Raw genomic sequence first — 14,893 nt, 5'->3', positions numbered from 1 at the left:
GAGACGATCTCCGCCCCGCCGAGCACTGCCTCGTTGTCGTTGATCCGGGTGAGCTCGGCGAGCTCGGCCGCCGCGGTGTCGAGGTCGCCCTCGGCGAGCGCGGAGATCAGCAGCAGCGAGCGGAGCTGGCTTTCATCGTCCGTGGCGCCGAGCCGGCTCAGCACCGGGATGGCCATCCGCGCGTGTCCGACCGCCCGCCGGCGATCGCCGAGCTGCATGACCAGGTGGGCCAGCAGGGCGTGCATGATCGCGGCGTACCACGGCCCCTCGTCCTCGCGGAGCATCGTCAGGGTTCGCTCGGCGGCCTCGATCGCCCCGGTCACGTCTCCCGCGTTCTCCAAGACGTGGACGTTCGTCTGCATCGCCGCCAAGGCCACGTCACGGTCGACGCTCCGGCACAACTCCGCCAGCCGGCGGCGTACGTCGGCGCCATCGGGCGCGTCGCACGCGAGCACCACCGTGGCCATCGCCGCCAGACGCGGATCCGTCGTGTCACTGGTGGGCAGCGTACGGAGGAGATCGCGCAGCGGATCGCCGCTACGGTCGGTGACGATCATGATGTTCGCGAGCGTGATCAGTATGGCGCCCCTGGCCACCTCGACGAGGTACGGCGGCGGCACCCAGCCGGTGATCACCTGGGCGATCGCGTCCCGGTGAACGAACACCCGGGAGTGGTCACCACGGAGCGACCACAGCCCGCCGACGCCGACCAGCAGCTGGACCATCGTGACGGGATCGGGCTCGCTGAGAGCCTGCCGGAGCAGTTCGGCGAGGTTGCCCTCCTCGGCGTGCAACGCGTCGGCCGCCGCGAACTGCGCCGGGCTGAACAGCGCGAAGGCATGTTCGAGGGCGTACGCCGTCGCCCAGGCCCGCTGCGCCGCCCGGGCGGGCGCCTCCTCGCCGGTCTCCTTCAGCCGCATCCGCCCGAACTCCCTGACGGTCTCCAGCATCCGGTAACGGAGGCCGTACGTCGTCTCGCGGACGCTCAGCATCGACTGCTCGGTCAGCGCGTCCACGGCGCGCAGGGCGTCCGGGCCGAGTACGTGCTCGGCCGTCGCCAGCGTGAAACCATCGCCGAACAGCGACAGCCACCGCAACGCCCGTCGTTCTGGCTCCTCCAGCAGATTCCACGACCAGTCGATGACCGCGAGCAGCGTCTGGTGCCGGTCGGGGGCCGTACGGTTCCCCCCGCGCAGCAGAGCGAACCGGTCCGCCAGGCGCCGCGCGATCTCCTCCACCGACATCACCCGCACTTTGGCCGCGGCCAGCTCGATCGCGAGCGGCAGCCCGTCGAGGCGGGCGACGACCTCCTCGACCGCTCCCTCGTCGATCCGCACACCCGGTCGGGCGGCCGTGGCGCGCTGGCGGAACAACTCCACCGCGTCGCCCGTGGGCAGCTCGCCGAGCAGGTAGACGCGTTCGGCGGGGATCGACAAGGGGGCGCGCGAGGTGATGAGCACCCGCAGGTCGCGGGTCGTCACGGTCAGGAAAGCCACCAGATCGGCGACGGCCTCGATCACGTGCTCGCAGTTGTCCAGGATCAGCAGCGCCGGGGCCTGGTCGAGATGTTGGGCGATCCGGGCGCGAACGTCGGAGCGCTGCTCGGCGGTCAGGACACGACGCCCGCTGACCGAGTCCCGAACTCCGAGCGCCGAGCCCACCTCGGCCACCACGCCCTCCGGCGAGGAGACGCCGACGAGCTCGACGAAGTGAGCGACGGGCTGCGCGACGTCTCTGCCGACGACATGAGCCAGCCGCGTCTTGCCCAGCCCACCAGGGCCGATGATGGATACCACCCGGTTGGTCGGTAACAGGGCGTGCACCGCACGGATGTCGCCGTCGCGGCCGAGCAACGAGGAACCGTCGAACAAGATGCCCTCACGTACCGGCCGATCGGCGACGAGGAGTTCGGCGTACACGCGGGCGAGCTCAGGCCCTGGTCCGGTGCCGAGCCGCGCCGCCAGGCCCGCGCGATACCGCTCGTAACGCTCCAGAGCGGCGGCGGCACCTCGTACGGCGGCCTCGCTCCGTAGCAGGCGGACCAGCAACTCCTCGTCGTGCGGCCAATCGGCCGCGGCCTCCTCCAGCAGCGGCAGCGCGGCCTCGTGAGCGCCGCTCCGGCCCCGCGCGATCGCCGCCACGCGCCGGGCCTCGGCCACCCACTTCGCTGCCACGCCCCTCAGCTCAGCAAGCGCGCCCGTGTCACCATCCGAGCCCCTCAGCTCAGCGAGCGCGCCCGTGGCACCATCCGAGCCGCCGGCCACGAGAGCCATGGCCTCTTCGGCGCGGCGACGCGCGAGCGCCACGTCGTCCTCGCCCAGTGCGGCCCGCGCCTCCTTCACCAGCGCGCCGACCAACAGCGCGTCCACCTGATCGGCGGCCAGCCCAAGCCGGTAACCACGCGACATCCGCACCACGACATCGGCACGGGTCGCCGCCCTGGTCCGCGAGACGACCACCTGCAGCGCCTTCGTCGGATTTGCCGGCACCTCGTCGGGCCACAGCTCCTCGACCAGGCGCTCGTCACTGACCCCTGCACGCCCGTGCATGGCGAGCATGGACAGCAGGGTCTGCGCACGATCGCCGATTACCGGCACACCCTGCCAGCGGACGCCGTCGAGCAGGACCAGAGCGGGGGACACACCCTCAGCTTACGGACGAGTCAGACGTGAGCGGCGTGACCGCGAGTATCTCCACGTCCTGTACTCAAGGCCGCGTGCTACGGCTTCACCGTCAAACTCCTGGGATGTCTTTCATGAGCCCTCCCACCACGGCTCCACGCCCTCCTCGGCAACGAACTCGAAGAAGTCGGGTTTCGGATGGGCGGTGGCTCAACCCCGTACGACCGAAATGCCTTGCTGCCCCTCTCCGAATCGGTCAGGCTGGCGCGATGCCCGACATTCAGCCATCCGCAGCCGCGCTCGCCTGGGCCGCGCGCATAGCCGGAACCAACGCGACCGTGCGAGAGGTACGCGCACTCGCCGGCGGTACTCATGCCGGCACGCATCTGATCCGGATGGCTGACCCCGACTTCGAGCTGGTCATGAGACGGTACGCCGACGGGGATGACGCGGCGAACCGCGAGGCACACGTGCTGACCGCGCTCGACGGACTGGGCGGCCTCGCGCCACGTCTGCTCGACGCCGATCCGTCGGGCGAGCGGTTCGGCGAGCCTGCCGTCCTGATCTCGCGGCTGCCGGGGCGAGCGGACATCATGCCTGCCGATTCGCTCCCGTGGGCCGAGCGGCTGGGACGCGCGCTCGCCCGCATCCACGCCGCACCTCTTGCGAGAATGGCGGGATTCCGCGATGTCATCGACGACATCCCCCGCATCGCGAGCCGGGCCGACGGTCCTGTGCGGGAGCGATGGGCCGACCTCGCCGTCGAGCCGAGGGTGCTCACGCATTTCGACTATTGGTCGGGCAACGTGCTGTGGGAGGACGGCGAACTCACGGGGGTCGTCGACTGGTCGGGGGCCTCGCTCGCACCCCGCGGATTCGATGTCGGCTGGTGCCGCCTGGACCTGGTGTTGCTCTACGGCGCGCACGTCGCCGACGCTTTCCTCCTCGCCTACGAGGACGCCGCCGGGGTACGCGTACCGCATCGGGAGCTTTGGGACCTGTTCGCCCTCCAGCGCTCCCACGGCAACGTGGTGGACTGGGTGCCGAACTACCGCGACCTCGGACGCATCGACCTCACGGGTCAAGAACTCAGCGACCGACACGGTGCCTGGCTCGTCACCATGTGAGCGGACGGCGTCTCCGGCAGCTCGGTGAGGGGCTTGTCGGCGATCTTGGTCAGCTCGCGGGCCAGTCGTCCAGAGTCGGCCAGCGTGCACCCACGGTCCTCGCACTGATCCATTGTCGATAAAAGCTCAGCTACGGGACGAACCCCTGACCTCAGATGTCCGTCGAACCGGATCAAGCCCATCTTTGGTGACACTCAGTCGTCTCCTCAGGGTTGGCTTGCAGGGATTCGTCCCTGCGCAGGGGGCGCGGTGATCGTCTCGGTGTATCCGCCACGGGGCGAGCGGCGGATGATGCCGGTCTCGATGCCGTGCGCGCGTTCTTCCCGCTCCTGTGCCTGCAGGGCCAGGCACAGACGCCGGGTGACCTCGAAGGCCACGACGGGACCGGCGAGGACCGCGATGCGGAAGAACCAGGTCACGGCGAAAAGTGACAAGTCGAACTCGCGGGCAATCTGGTCGTTGGCCGCCGCCGCCCACAGCAGGCCGAAGAAGGTCATGCCCGCCGCGCCGAGCGCGGTCCGGACAGCCGCCTCGCGGGGCCGGTCCAGGACGTGGTGGAGCGTACGGTCACCGGTGAGCCTGCGTTCGATGAGCGGATAAGCCGCCAGGACGGTGAAAAAGGTGCCCGGCACCATGAGAGCGGGGATGAGGATCGACAGGGAGAGTGGGTGGCCGAAGGCGACGGGTTCCCAGGCGGGCATGATGCGCAGGGCGCCGTCCAGGAAGCCCATGTACCAGTCGGGTACGGCGCCCGCGCTGGTGATGCCCGGGTTGGCCGGGCCGTATAGCCATATGGGGTTGATCTGCACGACGGTGCCCAGCAGTGTGAGCATGGCGCAGGTGACGAAGAACAACGCCAGCGAGCTGAGCTGCGGCAGCGCGGTGGCGGCCGGATAGTGGGTACGACCGTGTCTGTGCAGCAGCCAGCGTCTGACCACCAGCAGCTCGTACATGAGCACCGGGATGATCAGCACGTGCAGCCAGTAGAACAGTCCGATGACCTGATCGCCGGGGACGGCGCCGCCGAACAGCAGACCGGTCAGGTAGGTGCCGATGAGGGGGATGGACTGGGTCACGCCCTGGATCAGCGCGAGGCTGCCGCCGGAGAGCATGTCGTCGGGCAGGATGCCACCGGTCACGCCCGCGGCGATCGCCAGGAGGAACAGGCCGACCCAGATCAGCCAGTTCAGGCCGCGGGGGCGGCGGAAGGCGCCGGTGAAGAACAGCCGCAGCAGGTGCAGGCAGATGGCGGCGACGAGGATCAGCGTGGCCCAGTGGTGGATCTGCCGCAGCAGCAGGCCTCCGCGTACCTCCAGGCTGGTCTCCATCGTGGAGTCGAAGGCGCGGCTGACCGGCACTCCGCGCAGCGGGATGTAGGCGCCCCGGTAGATCACTTGGGTTGTGTCGGGGTCGTACAGGAAGGCCAGGAAGACTCCGGTGATGATGAGCACGATCAGGCTGTGGATCGCGATCTGGCCGAACAGGAACGACCAGTGGTCCGTCCGGCCGCCCGGCCGCACCGGCCGGGCCCGCGGGCCCTTCATGCGTGGACCGGCGGTTGCGGGGCAGGGAAGGCGGCTTCGACGATCGGCTGCGGACCCGCGACGGTCGTCACGACCATCACCTCGGCCCGGCGATGCGCGACACCGCGCCGCCGGCGCTGCGCACGGCGATGTACGGCGACCGCTCCAATGCGCCCACTTCGGCAAGGATCCGAAAGACCGCGCTGGACGATTCCCTGTCGACCAAGGCGCTCCGCGTGACCAACCGGATGCCGGGTGGCGGTGCCAGGCCCTCCACGAGCGTGTTGGCGTAGGGGCGCAGCGCGAGGTCGTCGTCGATCACTGTGCCCAGCCGGCGGATCGGGTCACCGCCGAAGTCACGGCGAAGGGTTTCCATCGTTGATCGCATACCGCCCATCGTGGGTTTTGGGGGCCATGAGGATCAACGACGGATCACGCCATGCACTGGTAAGCCTGGCTTACCGCCGGAACAGGATCCTGCTACGTGAAGGTGTGCATGGCGAGGTAGGGGACCGCTGACTCCTCCCAGTAATCGGGCAACGTGCTCGACAACCCGAACACGCCGTGGTCAGCGAGCCATCGAGAGAGACCGCCCGCGCCCGGCCAGAGCGCCACCATCGGCACTTGGGGTTCGCTGCAGGGATGCACCCAAAGGGATCACACCCTTGGGTGCCCAGCTCAGTCGTAAGTGAGCGCGCCCAGGTCTCGGAAAACCTGGGCGAGAGCGCGGATGGCAGGGGTCTCCGCGTCCGACCGCCAGACCAGGCCCCAGCTGATGGGGCGGGCGTCCCGGAGGGGCAGGTAGGCGATGTCGGGGCGGGCGTTGTAGCGGATGGCGTGCCAGTGAACGGGCTGAACGACTTGGCCGTCGGCGATCAGCGTGGCCATTTCGTCCCAGGTGGTGATCGGCGCGGTGCGCGTGACGGTGCGGCCCTTGGGGGTGCTGAAGGGCACCGCGACGTCTTCCCAGTAGTCGGGCAGGGTGATCGAGGGCCCGCAGACTCCGTAATGGGCAAGTGCTTCGAGGCTGGCCGATCCACGCTCGACCAGTTCGTGGTCGGCGGCCACCATCAGGGCCCGGGGTTCGGTCCAGATGACGGGGCCGGCAACGAGGTCCGGCTCCTCGACGGGAAACCAGCTGATCAGGGCGTCGATCGAGCCGCTGCGGAGTGGTTTGAACGGCTCGATGAAGAGGTTGTGCCGGATCTGCAGGCCCCACTGGGGATGCAGGGCGCGGAAAGCGTCCCAGAACGGTCGCAGGTCGTAGGCGAAGCTGGGGATCATGCCGATGCGCAGCACGCCGGTCTTGCCCTCGGCGGCCAGGCTGGCTCGTCTGACGCTCTCGTGCAGCTCCCGGTAGACCGGCCGGAGATCATCTCTGAGCTGCTCGCCGATCGGCGTCAGTCGTACGCTGCGGCTGGTCCGGTAGAACAGCTCGGCGCCGATCTTCCGCTCCTGTTGCTTGATCACCTGACTGACCCGCGCGTGGGTGATGCGTAAGCGCTCGGCGGTTCGCCCGAAGTGCAGCTCTTCGGCGAGCGTCAGGAAGATCTCAATGTCACGAAGTTCCACGTCCGCCCTCTATTGGTAAGTCGCGCTTACCGGAGCATAGCGAACTGCGTCGTTGATCCGGATCGCCCAAAAATCCACCATTTGGAGAGCCGTCATCAAGCGGACTGAGGAGAGACTCCATGACGCACCGATCACGAGTCGTGATCATCGGCGGCGGGTTCGCCGGTTACAACGCCGCACGGGTTCTGAACCGCAAGCACCGGCGAGAGATCGACGTCACCCTGGTGAACCCGACCGGTTTCATGCTCTACCAGCCCTTGCTGCCGGATGTGGTGGCCGGGATCGTGCACCCGCGCCATGTCGCGGTGTCCCTCGCCGCTGCGCTGCCGCACACCCGGTTGCTGCCCGGCACCGTCACCGGCCTGGACGCCGATCAGCGAGAGGTCCGCTACGTCGACTCCGAGGGCCGATCGGGGCAGGTCGGCTACGACCGGCTGATCGTCAGCGTGGGCGCGGTGAACAAGGTCCTGCCGATCCAGGGCAGCCAGACCTACAGCCACGGCCTGAAGGGTCTGCCCGAAGCCCTCTACCTGCGCGACCACATCATCCGGCAGGTCGAGCTGGCCGCCGTCGCCGAAGACCCGGAGGAGCGGCGGGCCCGGCTGACCTTCGTCGTGGTCGGAGCGGGCTATACAGGCACCGAGACGGCCGCTGTCGGGCAGTTGTTCACCCGGTCTCTGCAGCGCAAGTACCGGAGCTTGGCCGGCGTGCCGGTGCGCTGGATCGTCGTGCAGTACGACGACCGCGTCCTGCCCGAACTGCGCCCTTCCCTGGGCAGAACCGCCGAGCGGGTCCTGCGCAGGCGCGGAGCCGAGGTGCGGCTGGGCACCACAGTGCGCAAGGCCGCGCCGGACGGAGTGCTGCTCAGCGATGGCGAGTTCGTCTCGGCCAGGACCATCGTCTGGACGACGGGCGTCCGTCCCGATCCGGTCATCGACTCGTTCGGCCTGCCCACGGTGGACGGCAGGATCCAGACAGACGAGTTCATGGCGGTGAGCGGCCACCCGGAGATCTACGCGGCCGGCGACGCGGCCGCAGTGCCCGACCTGGCCGGTCCGGGCGAGGTCACCCCGATGACAGGGCAGCACGCCGAACGGCACGGCGCGGCCGTGGCCCGCAACGTCGCTGCCTCGCTCGGACTGGGCCGGGGCGCCAAGCCGTACCGGCATCGGCTACTGGGCTTCCTCGTCGACCTCGGCGGCTGGCAAGCCGCGGCGGACCCGCTGGGCGTGCCGCTTTCCGGAGTGGCCGCGAAGCTGGTCACCCGGGGCTACCACCTGTACGTCATGCCGGGCAACCGGATCAGGGTCGCCGCCGACTGGCTGCTGGACGCGGTGCTGCCGCGCCAGGTCGTGCAACTGGGCCTGGTCAGAGGGGACGCCGTACCGCTGGACAACCCCGACCCTGAGCTCCCCCGGCGGCTGTACCCGACCCGCTCGTCACAGGGTGAGCACGCCGAAGCGGCCACCCCCCTTTCCATCGCTGGAGACTTCTATGCCCATCACCACTGACATCCAGATCCACGCCGTGAACGTCCTGGTCATCGGCTCCGGCGCGGCCGGATTACGGGCGGCGATCGCCGCTGCCGACGCCGGTTGCGAGGTGCTCGTCGTGGGCAAGCGCGCCCGAACGGACGCCCACACCGTGCTCGCCGCCGGGGGCATCAACGCCGTGCTGGGCACCAGGGATCCGCAGGACAGCTGGCAACAGCACTTCGCCGACACCTTCAAGGAAGGCTACGGCCTCGGCGACCCCGCGATGATCGAGATCCTGGTCCGCGAGGCACCGGATGCGGTTGGCGAGCTCACCGACTGGGGCGCCCCCTTCTCCCGGCTCCCCGACGGCCGCCTGGACCAGCGGTTCTTCGGCGCGCACACCTATCGGCGCACCTGCTTCGCCGGCGACTGGACCGGCCGTGCCGTACTCCAGACCCTCGCGCGCAAGAGCGAAGGCATCCCCATGCGGGAACGCTTCTACGTCACGGAGCTGCTGCACGCCGACGGCGAATGCTTCGGCGCCTTCGGCTTCGACCTGGACACCGGGACCAGGACCGCGATCTACGCCGACGCCGTGGTGCTGGCCGCGGGCGGGCACACCCGGATGTGGCGGCGCAGTTCCTCACGCCGCGACGAGAACACCGGCGACGGCATGAGCCTGGCCCTGCGCGCCGGCTGCCGACTGGCCGACCTGGAGCTGGTGCAGTTCCACCCCTCCGGCATGACCCATCCAGAAGAGATCGCCGGCACCCTGGTCACCGAGGCGGTGCGCGGCGAGGGCGGACGGCTCTACAACGCCAACGGCGAACGCTTCATGGCCGCCTACGACCCCGAACGCCTGGAACTCTCCACTCGCGACCGGGTCGCCCTGGCCTGCTACACCGAGATCACCGAAGGCAGGGGCGGACCGCACGGCGGGATCTTCCTGGACATCTCCCATCAGGACAAGGCCCTGATCCTGGAACGGCTGCCACGCATGTACCGCCAGTTCCTGGACCACCAGCTGCTCGACATCTCCACCACCCCCATGGAAGTCGCCCCCACCGCCCACTACTCCATGGGCGGCGTGGTCGTCGACGCAGAGACCACCGCCACCGACCTGACCGGCCTGTACGCCGCCGGCGAGGTCACCGCCGGAGTCCACGGCGCGAACCGCCTCGGCGGCAACTCCCTGGCCGAAACCATCGTCTTCGGCCGCCGCGCCGGCCAAGCAGCCGCCGCCTGGGCCAGGGACAGGACCACCATCCGCCGTCCCGCCACCGTCATGGCCGCCGCCGACGAACGGCTTGCCTCGCTGATCAGGCGCGGCGCCGAGTTCGCCCGTCCGCTCCAGCGCGACCTGCGCGACCTCATGTGGGAGCGCTGTGGCGTGGTCCGCGACGAGGACGGGCTCAAGCAGGCGCTCACCGGCATCGAGGCGCTGACCGAACAGGCACAGCAGGTGGACGTGTCCCCCACCGCCGAAGGCCACGAGGACCTCGCCCACCTGCTCGACCTGCAGGCGTCGCTGCTCGTGGCCAAGGCGACCGTTCTGGGGGCCATCGCTCGCAGAGAGACCAGGGGCTGCCACAACCGCAGCGACTACCCGGAGCTGGACGAAACGCTGACCAAGACCCTCGAAGTCTCGATGGACGAGCGCGAACTCCTGGTCGGCAGCCGCGCCTTGCCCGAACCCGCCCCCGAGCTCGCCCGCCTGGCCGCGCTCACCCCCGACCTCGACCCGACGGGTCGACTCACCGAATAGAGGAGATCGCAACCATGATCCTGGTAACCGGCGCCACCGGAAACGTCGGATCCCACGTCGTCATCCAGTTGCTCGACGCCGGCGAGAAGGTCCGCGTCATCACCCGCAACCCCGGCGGCCATTCCTTCCCCGAGCAAGTCGAGGTCGTGCCCGGCGACCTCACCCAGCCGGACACCCTGTCGGAGGCGCTGGACAGCGTGGAGCGGGCATTCCTGTTCCCCGTCTTCACCGGGCTCGACGCCTTCCTCGACGCGGCCCGGCTGTCCGACCTGCAGCACGTCGTCCTGCTGTCCTCCGCGGCGATCACGTACACCACACCTTCGTGGATCGGCGAACAGCACCTGAGCCTGGAACAGGCCGTCGCCGCCTCCGGGCTGGCGTGGACATTCGTCCGCCCTGGCTTCTTCACGACCAATGACCTGGCCTGGGCACCGCAGATCAAGGCCGGCGACGTCGTCCGCGGCGTGTACGGCAACGCCGCCGTGGCCCCGGTCGACCCGCGCGACATCGCCGCCGTGTCCGTGCGGGCACTCCTCGATGAGCGCGTGGGCGAGTCCTTCCTGCTCACCGGGCCACAGTCGCTGACAGGGATCGACCGTGTACGGATCATCGCCGAGACGATCGGGCGACCGCTGCGCTTCGAGGAACTGCCTCACCTGCTGTTCCGGGAACAGATGCTCCACCACGGCATGCCCGCCCCCGTGATCGACGACATGATCACCGGACTCGCCGCCTGGGACGGCAAGACCGCACCGGTCCTGGCGACGATCGAGGAGATCACCGGACGGCCGGCCTTCACCTACGCCCAGTGGGTCGCCTCCCGCGCGCAGGACTTCGGCCCGGCGCCGGCCTGACGCTGTGTCCACCTATCGACTGAAAGAGACAACCGCCATGATCCTGATCACCGGAGCCAACGGCGTCGTGGGACGCCAGGTGATGAACCAGCTGCTCCACGACGACACCACCGTCACCGCGGTCACCCGCGGTCCCGCCGAGGCCAAGCTTCCTGATGGCGTGCGATCCGTCAGCGGAGACCTGTTCCATCCCCAGTGGCTCGAGCCGGCGCTGGAAGGAGTGGAAGCCATCCAGATCAGCCCGCGTGCCACCGGCCCCGGCCTGGGCGACCTGCTGAAGCTGGCCGTCAAGCAGGGCGTGCGGCGTGCGGTGCTGCTGTCGGCCACCACCGTGGAGTATCCAGCCGGGGAAGCCCGCTTCGCCGCCCAGTTCAAGCTCGCCGAGGACCTCGTCATGAGCTCTGGCCTGCACTGGACGGTGTTGCGCCTGTCCGACTTCGCCGCCAACGCCCTGGCCTGGGCGCCCCAGCTGAAGGCCAGTGATGTGGCGCGAGGCGCGTACGGCCGAGCCGCCAGCTCACCGATCCACGAAATCGACATCGCGGCCGTCGCCGTACAAGCGCTCCGTACCAGCGCCCACGCGGGAAAGGTCTACACGCTGACCGGGCCGCAGTCACTCGACCAGTTCGAGAAGGTGCGCCTCATCGGCGCCGCCATCGGGCGGTCGCTGTCGTTCCAGGAGCTCCCGCCCGATCAGGTACGGCAGGGCATGCTCGCGCAAGGGTTGCCCGAAGAGGTCCCGGCCCGCCTGCTCGGCTCCCTGGCCGACTACGCCGTCCAGCCGGGCCCCACCACCGCCACCGTGGAAGAGCTGTTGGGCCGACCCGCACTCACCTTCGCCGACTGGGCACGCGACAACGCATACGCCTTCAGCAATGGAAAGACATCATGAGTACACCGCAGGCTTCGACGACCTGGTCGCCACCTACGGCGACGCGGTCCTCCCACTCGAGATGGCCGTCACGGACAAGGTCGCCGTCTTCGCGAGCATGAAGCGGGCCAAGGAGCACTTCGGCCGGCTCGACGTCATCGTGAACAACGCCGGCTACGCCCAGTTCGGTGCGATCGAGGAGCTGTTGCCGGCTTCGGCATCAAGGTGACCATGGTCGAGCCCGGCGGCTTCGCCACCAGGTCCGGCAAGAACCCGAATCCGCTCAACAACGGCTACAAGACCAAGCCCAACCCGCTCTACGACGGTCTGCTCCGGGCACTCGCTGGGGTCGCGGGCAAGCTGCCCGCCGGCGACCCGGCCGCCGCACCCCAAGCACTCCTCAAGATTGTCGACGCCGACAAGCCGCCCCTGCGGGTGCTCTTCGGTCAGGGCTTCTATCCGATGATCCAGCAGGCCTATGCCGACCGGCTCAAGACCTGGGACGACTGGCAGGACCTTTCGGTGGAGGCGCATGGTCGGGTCGGCTGAGAAGCCTGATCTGACTCTGGTCTTCGTCGACCGGGTGCTGGTCACGCCAACACCGTCGGCGGGCCACGACATCCCCGAAGCGATCAACTCTCCCGGCCAACCAGCAGGGGCACTGTCTTTCATCGGGACTCGAAGTCCAGGACACACAAGTGCTCACCCGCCGGACGGCTACCAACCAGCGGGTCCGCCGCACCGGCGGACCCGCTACAACTGACAAGGACATCAGCCATGAACATCCTGATTCTCGGAGCGGGATACGCCGGAATGACCGCCGTGGCCGCCGTCGCGCGCCGCACCCGCGGCGAGAACGTCCGCGTGACCCTGGTGAACCCGAGCACCCGCTTCACCGAGCGGCTGCGGCTGCACCAGGTCGCCACCGGGCAGGAGCTTGCCGATCTGCGAATCCCGGAGATGCTCAAAGGCACGGGCGTCGAGTTCGTCCAAGGCCGGGTGACCGCGATCGACGCCGGCGCCCGCCGGGTGACTCTCGCCGACGGCCGCTCGCTGGAGTACGACAAGCTCGTCTGCGCGCTCGGCAGCCTCGCCGACACCGGCATGGTGCCGGGCGTGGCCGAACACGCGGTCACGCTGAACAGCGCGGACCAGGCCGCCCGTCTCACCTCCCGCCTGGTGGCGGGCGCGACCGTCGTCGTCGGCGGGGGCGGCCTGACCGGGATCGAGGCCGCGGCCGAGATCGCCGAGCAGCACCCGTCCGTGCGGGTCGTCCTGCTCAGCCGAGGCGAGCTCGGAGCGATGATGGGCGCGAAGGCGCGTACCTACCTGCTGGCCGGGCTCGACCGGCTCGGCGTCGAGGTGCGGACCGGCGTGTCCGTGACCGAGGTGATGCCGGAAGCGGTGGAGCTGGACGGCGGCGAACTCGTCGCCGCTGACGCGGTCCTGTGGACAACCGGTGTGAAGGTGTCGCCGCTGCCCGCCGAGGCCGGGCTCGAGGTCGACGGGCGGGGCCGGATCGTGGTCGACGCCGCGTTGCGTTCGGTCTCCCACCCCGAGATCTACGCGATCGGCGACGCCGCGGCGATCCGCCAGAAATACGGCATGATCCATGGGACGTGCCAGAGCGGCATCCCGACCGGCACCCACGCCGCCGCCTCGCTCGCGCGTGAGGTGCGGGGCAAGGAGCCCAGGCCGTTCCGCTTCCGCTACGTGCACCAGCCCGTGTCTCTGGGCCGCCGCGACGCCGTCATCCAGTTCACCCACGCCGACGACACGCCCGCCCGGTTCTACCTCAAGGGCAAGTGGGCGGTCTTCTACAAGGAGACGGTCAGCAGCAGCCCCTGGAAGGAGTTTGCGATCCTCAAGCGCTGGGCCCAGCTGCCGCTGTCCCTCAAGGGCGGCCGTGCGACCCGTATGGCATGATCGCCTCCAAGGGGATCGATGGACATTCTCCAGAACCTGTAGTTCTCCGTGGCGTACCGCATCCTCGGCAGTGCGCCCGAGCGCACCTTCGCCTTCGACGAGTTCGGCCCGCTCGGCATTCGTCCCACCGCCGGGACGGGCTGGGCAGCGCAGGGCGAGCCGGACCGGCTGCCGGCCACCTACCACCGCGCCCACGGCGTCACCTACAAGTCATGACTTCCGGGCGCCGATCGTCCGGCGGCACGGTGGTGTCGCCTGAGCCGAAGACCGGACTCGACATCCAGCAGAGGTCTATCCTGACGATTACGCGCTCCGGAATACGCCGCCAGCGACACGAGGACGCCGGACGCCCGACACAGGGCCTTTAACCTGCGGTTCCAAGGTCGATAAGGGTTCAGTTGTATCGGTAGCGTGGAGGTGTAACAGCTTGGAGGCCAACGATGTCCACCCCGCATCAAGACAGCGAGTCGCTGATCCCTCAGCCGCCACTGACCACAGCCGCCCTCAGGGCAGCAGTTGCCCAGATCGCTCCGGCCTACCTCAGCCAGTTTGTCGACCACCTCGACCAGGCGACAGAGCAGGCGGCGCGACAGAGCACGGTGGCACCTCTGCAGAACTTCTTGCAGCAATGGGGTGAGTTCGTGGCGATTCAGCGCTATCCCGCCCGAGCGGCCCGCCTGCACGCGTTGGAGACAGAGGTCGCCACCGCGACCGACAGAGTCAAGTTGGACTCGGCCTTGGCCGAAATCAATGAGATCACGGCATCCGCGCGCCGAGAGGTCGTCGGTGAGTGACGCCTGGACCTGGGAGTACAACCCCGACGCCGAGCATGTCATTGCCGGGCTCCCGCCGACAGTCGTCCTTGAGGTTGAGCGGCTTGCTGACCAACTCGCAGTTCTTGGGAGGGATGCGGTCCGCGCCGGTAGAGGCCCGTTGCATGGGGGAGGTCTTCGAACGCTCGATCTGTTCGGCGGCCGCGGGTTCCTCCACTTCATCGTCGCGGAGCATCTGCGCCTTGCGCTGATCGTTCGCGTTACCTGGATAGATTGACGCGTGATTGTGGCAAATGATGACGAGTGGCAGCGTCTGTCAGTCAGCCTTAGACCACTGTCATCTAGTCACTTGACCTACCAAGTTTGGCTTTCCTAGAACTGGGACC

At 68.9% G+C, this 14,893-nt stretch carries 14 protein-coding genes and 2 pseudogenes; 11 read left to right on the top strand and 5 right to left on the bottom strand.

The window, feature by feature from the left end:
* Nucleotides 1-1,139: 1,139 nt before the first annotated feature.
* Nucleotides 1,140-2,408, bottom strand: a pseudogene (locus tag AB0B61_RS10675) (BTAD domain-containing putative transcriptional regulator); the annotation flags it as partial.
* A gap of 482 nt (nucleotides 2,409-2,890) precedes the next feature.
* Here AB0B61_RS10675 and AB0B61_RS10670 point away from each other — a divergent pair.
* Nucleotides 2,891-3,748 carry an aminoglycoside phosphotransferase family protein gene (locus tag AB0B61_RS10670; RefSeq protein WP_358430582.1) on the top strand — a complete coding sequence of 286 codons (858 nt, stop codon included), beginning with the start codon at nucleotides 2,891-2,893 and terminating at the stop codon, nucleotides 3,746-3,748.
* Between the two features lie 206 nt (nucleotides 3,749-3,954).
* On the opposite strand, the gene AB0B61_RS10665 is transcribed toward AB0B61_RS10670, so the two are convergent.
* The 4 genes from AB0B61_RS10665 to AB0B61_RS10650 all read right to left on the bottom strand — a co-directional run bounded on the left by AB0B61_RS10665 (nucleotide 3,955) and on the right by AB0B61_RS10650 (nucleotide 6,843).
* Nucleotides 3,955-5,292, bottom strand: coding sequence for a cytochrome b N-terminal domain-containing protein (locus tag AB0B61_RS10665; RefSeq protein WP_358430580.1), 1,338 nt, complete (start codon nucleotides 5,290-5,292; stop codon nucleotides 3,955-3,957).
* Between the two features lie 76 nt (nucleotides 5,293-5,368).
* Nucleotides 5,369-5,647, bottom strand: a complete 279-nt coding sequence (locus tag AB0B61_RS10660) for a hypothetical protein (RefSeq protein ID WP_358430578.1) — start codon at nucleotides 5,645-5,647, stop codon at nucleotides 5,369-5,371.
* Nucleotides 5,648-5,751: 104 nt separating this feature from the next.
* Nucleotides 5,752-5,919: a hypothetical protein gene (locus AB0B61_RS10655; RefSeq protein ID WP_358430575.1), complete on the bottom strand. Its 168-nt coding sequence runs from the start codon at nucleotides 5,917-5,919 to the stop codon at nucleotides 5,752-5,754.
* A 30-nt stretch (nucleotides 5,920-5,949) separates the two neighbouring features.
* Complete coding sequence (locus tag AB0B61_RS10650; protein WP_358430572.1) at nucleotides 5,950-6,843, bottom strand: LysR family transcriptional regulator; 894 nt, start codon at nucleotides 6,841-6,843, stop codon at nucleotides 5,950-5,952.
* Nucleotides 6,844-6,962: 119 nt separating this feature from the next.
* Between AB0B61_RS10650 and AB0B61_RS10645 the strand changes: the two genes are divergently transcribed.
* From AB0B61_RS10645 to AB0B61_RS10600, 10 genes and pseudogenes are all read left to right on the top strand, one after another.
* A complete protein-coding gene (locus tag AB0B61_RS10645; protein WP_358430569.1) occupies nucleotides 6,963-8,354 on the top strand; it encodes an FAD-dependent oxidoreductase in 1,392 nt (463 codons plus the stop codon).
* Nucleotides 8,338-10,083 carry an FAD-dependent oxidoreductase gene (locus AB0B61_RS10640; RefSeq protein WP_358430567.1) on the top strand — a complete coding sequence of 582 codons (1,746 nt, stop codon included), beginning with the start codon at nucleotides 8,338-8,340 and terminating at the stop codon, nucleotides 10,081-10,083. The genes AB0B61_RS10645 and AB0B61_RS10640 overlap by 17 nt, the downstream gene beginning before the upstream one ends.
* Nucleotides 10,084-10,097: 14 nt before the next feature.
* Nucleotides 10,098-10,937 carry an NAD(P)H-binding protein gene (locus tag AB0B61_RS10635; RefSeq protein ID WP_358430564.1) on the top strand — a complete coding sequence of 280 codons (840 nt, stop codon included), beginning with the start codon at nucleotides 10,098-10,100 and terminating at the stop codon, nucleotides 10,935-10,937.
* Nucleotides 10,938-10,974: 37 nt separating this feature from the next.
* Nucleotides 10,975-11,829, top strand: coding sequence for an NAD(P)H-binding protein (locus tag AB0B61_RS10630; RefSeq protein WP_358430562.1), 855 nt, complete (start codon nucleotides 10,975-10,977; stop codon nucleotides 11,827-11,829).
* Nucleotides 11,813-12,037: an SDR family NAD(P)-dependent oxidoreductase gene (locus tag AB0B61_RS10625; protein ID WP_358430560.1), complete on the top strand. Its 225-nt coding sequence runs from the start codon at nucleotides 11,813-11,815 to the stop codon at nucleotides 12,035-12,037. The genes AB0B61_RS10630 and AB0B61_RS10625 overlap by 17 nt, the downstream gene beginning before the upstream one ends.
* A gap of 2 nt (nucleotides 12,038-12,039) precedes the next feature.
* On the top strand, nucleotides 12,040-12,357 hold the full coding sequence (locus AB0B61_RS10620) for a hypothetical protein (protein ID WP_358430558.1): 318 nt from the start codon (nucleotides 12,040-12,042) through the stop codon (nucleotides 12,355-12,357).
* 228 nt (nucleotides 12,358-12,585) lie between these two features.
* Entirely contained in the window at nucleotides 12,586-13,734 is a 1,149-nt protein-coding gene (locus AB0B61_RS10615) for an FAD-dependent oxidoreductase (protein ID WP_358430556.1), read from the top strand.
* Between the two features lie 78 nt (nucleotides 13,735-13,812).
* A pseudogene (locus tag AB0B61_RS10610) lies at nucleotides 13,813-13,941 on the top strand (IS630 family transposase); the annotation flags it as partial.
* Nucleotides 13,942-14,174: 233 nt separating this feature from the next.
* Entirely contained in the window at nucleotides 14,175-14,528 is a 354-nt protein-coding gene (locus AB0B61_RS10605; protein ID WP_358430554.1) for a DUF6247 family protein, read from the top strand.
* The gene (locus tag AB0B61_RS10600; protein ID WP_358430552.1) at nucleotides 14,521-14,784 is read left to right on the top strand and encodes a hypothetical protein; all 264 of its coding nucleotides are present in this window, start codon (nucleotides 14,521-14,523) and stop codon (nucleotides 14,782-14,784) included. Before AB0B61_RS10605 ends, AB0B61_RS10600 begins: the two co-directional genes overlap by 8 nt.
* The last annotated feature ends 109 nt before the right edge of the window (nucleotides 14,785-14,893 follow it).

It is taken from the genome of Nonomuraea sp. NPDC049158 (genome assembly GCF_040648335.1).
Lineage (GTDB): Bacteria > Actinomycetota > Actinomycetes > Streptosporangiales > Streptosporangiaceae > Nonomuraea.
This window is presented reverse-complemented; position numbering and strand designations above follow the sequence as displayed.

Coding starts and splice junctions, on each gene's coding strand:
- AB0B61_RS10665 (WP_358430580.1), bottom strand. CDS start 5,292: ATGAAGGGCCCGCGGGCCCGGCCGGTGCGGCCGGGCGGCCGGACGGAC.
- AB0B61_RS10645 (WP_358430569.1), top strand. CDS start 6,963: ATGACGCACCGATCACGAGTCGTGATCATCGGCGGCGGGTTCGCCGGT.
- AB0B61_RS10625 (WP_358430560.1), top strand. CDS start 11,813: ATGGAAAGACATCATGAGTACACCGCAGGCTTCGACGACCTGGTCGCC.
- AB0B61_RS10615 (WP_358430556.1), top strand. CDS start 12,586: ATGAACATCCTGATTCTCGGAGCGGGATACGCCGGAATGACCGCCGTG.
- AB0B61_RS10640 (WP_358430567.1), top strand. CDS start 8,338: ATGCCCATCACCACTGACATCCAGATCCACGCCGTGAACGTCCTGGTC.
- AB0B61_RS10660 (WP_358430578.1), bottom strand. CDS start 5,647: ATGGAAACCCTTCGCCGTGACTTCGGCGGTGACCCGATCCGCCGGCTG.
- AB0B61_RS10670 (WP_358430582.1), top strand. CDS start 2,891: ATGCCCGACATTCAGCCATCCGCAGCCGCGCTCGCCTGGGCCGCGCGC.
- AB0B61_RS10620 (WP_358430558.1), top strand. CDS start 12,040: ATGGTCGAGCCCGGCGGCTTCGCCACCAGGTCCGGCAAGAACCCGAAT.
- AB0B61_RS10630 (WP_358430562.1), top strand. CDS start 10,975: ATGATCCTGATCACCGGAGCCAACGGCGTCGTGGGACGCCAGGTGATG.
- AB0B61_RS10635 (WP_358430564.1), top strand. CDS start 10,098: ATGATCCTGGTAACCGGCGCCACCGGAAACGTCGGATCCCACGTCGTC.
- AB0B61_RS10605 (WP_358430554.1), top strand. CDS start 14,175: ATGTCCACCCCGCATCAAGACAGCGAGTCGCTGATCCCTCAGCCGCCA.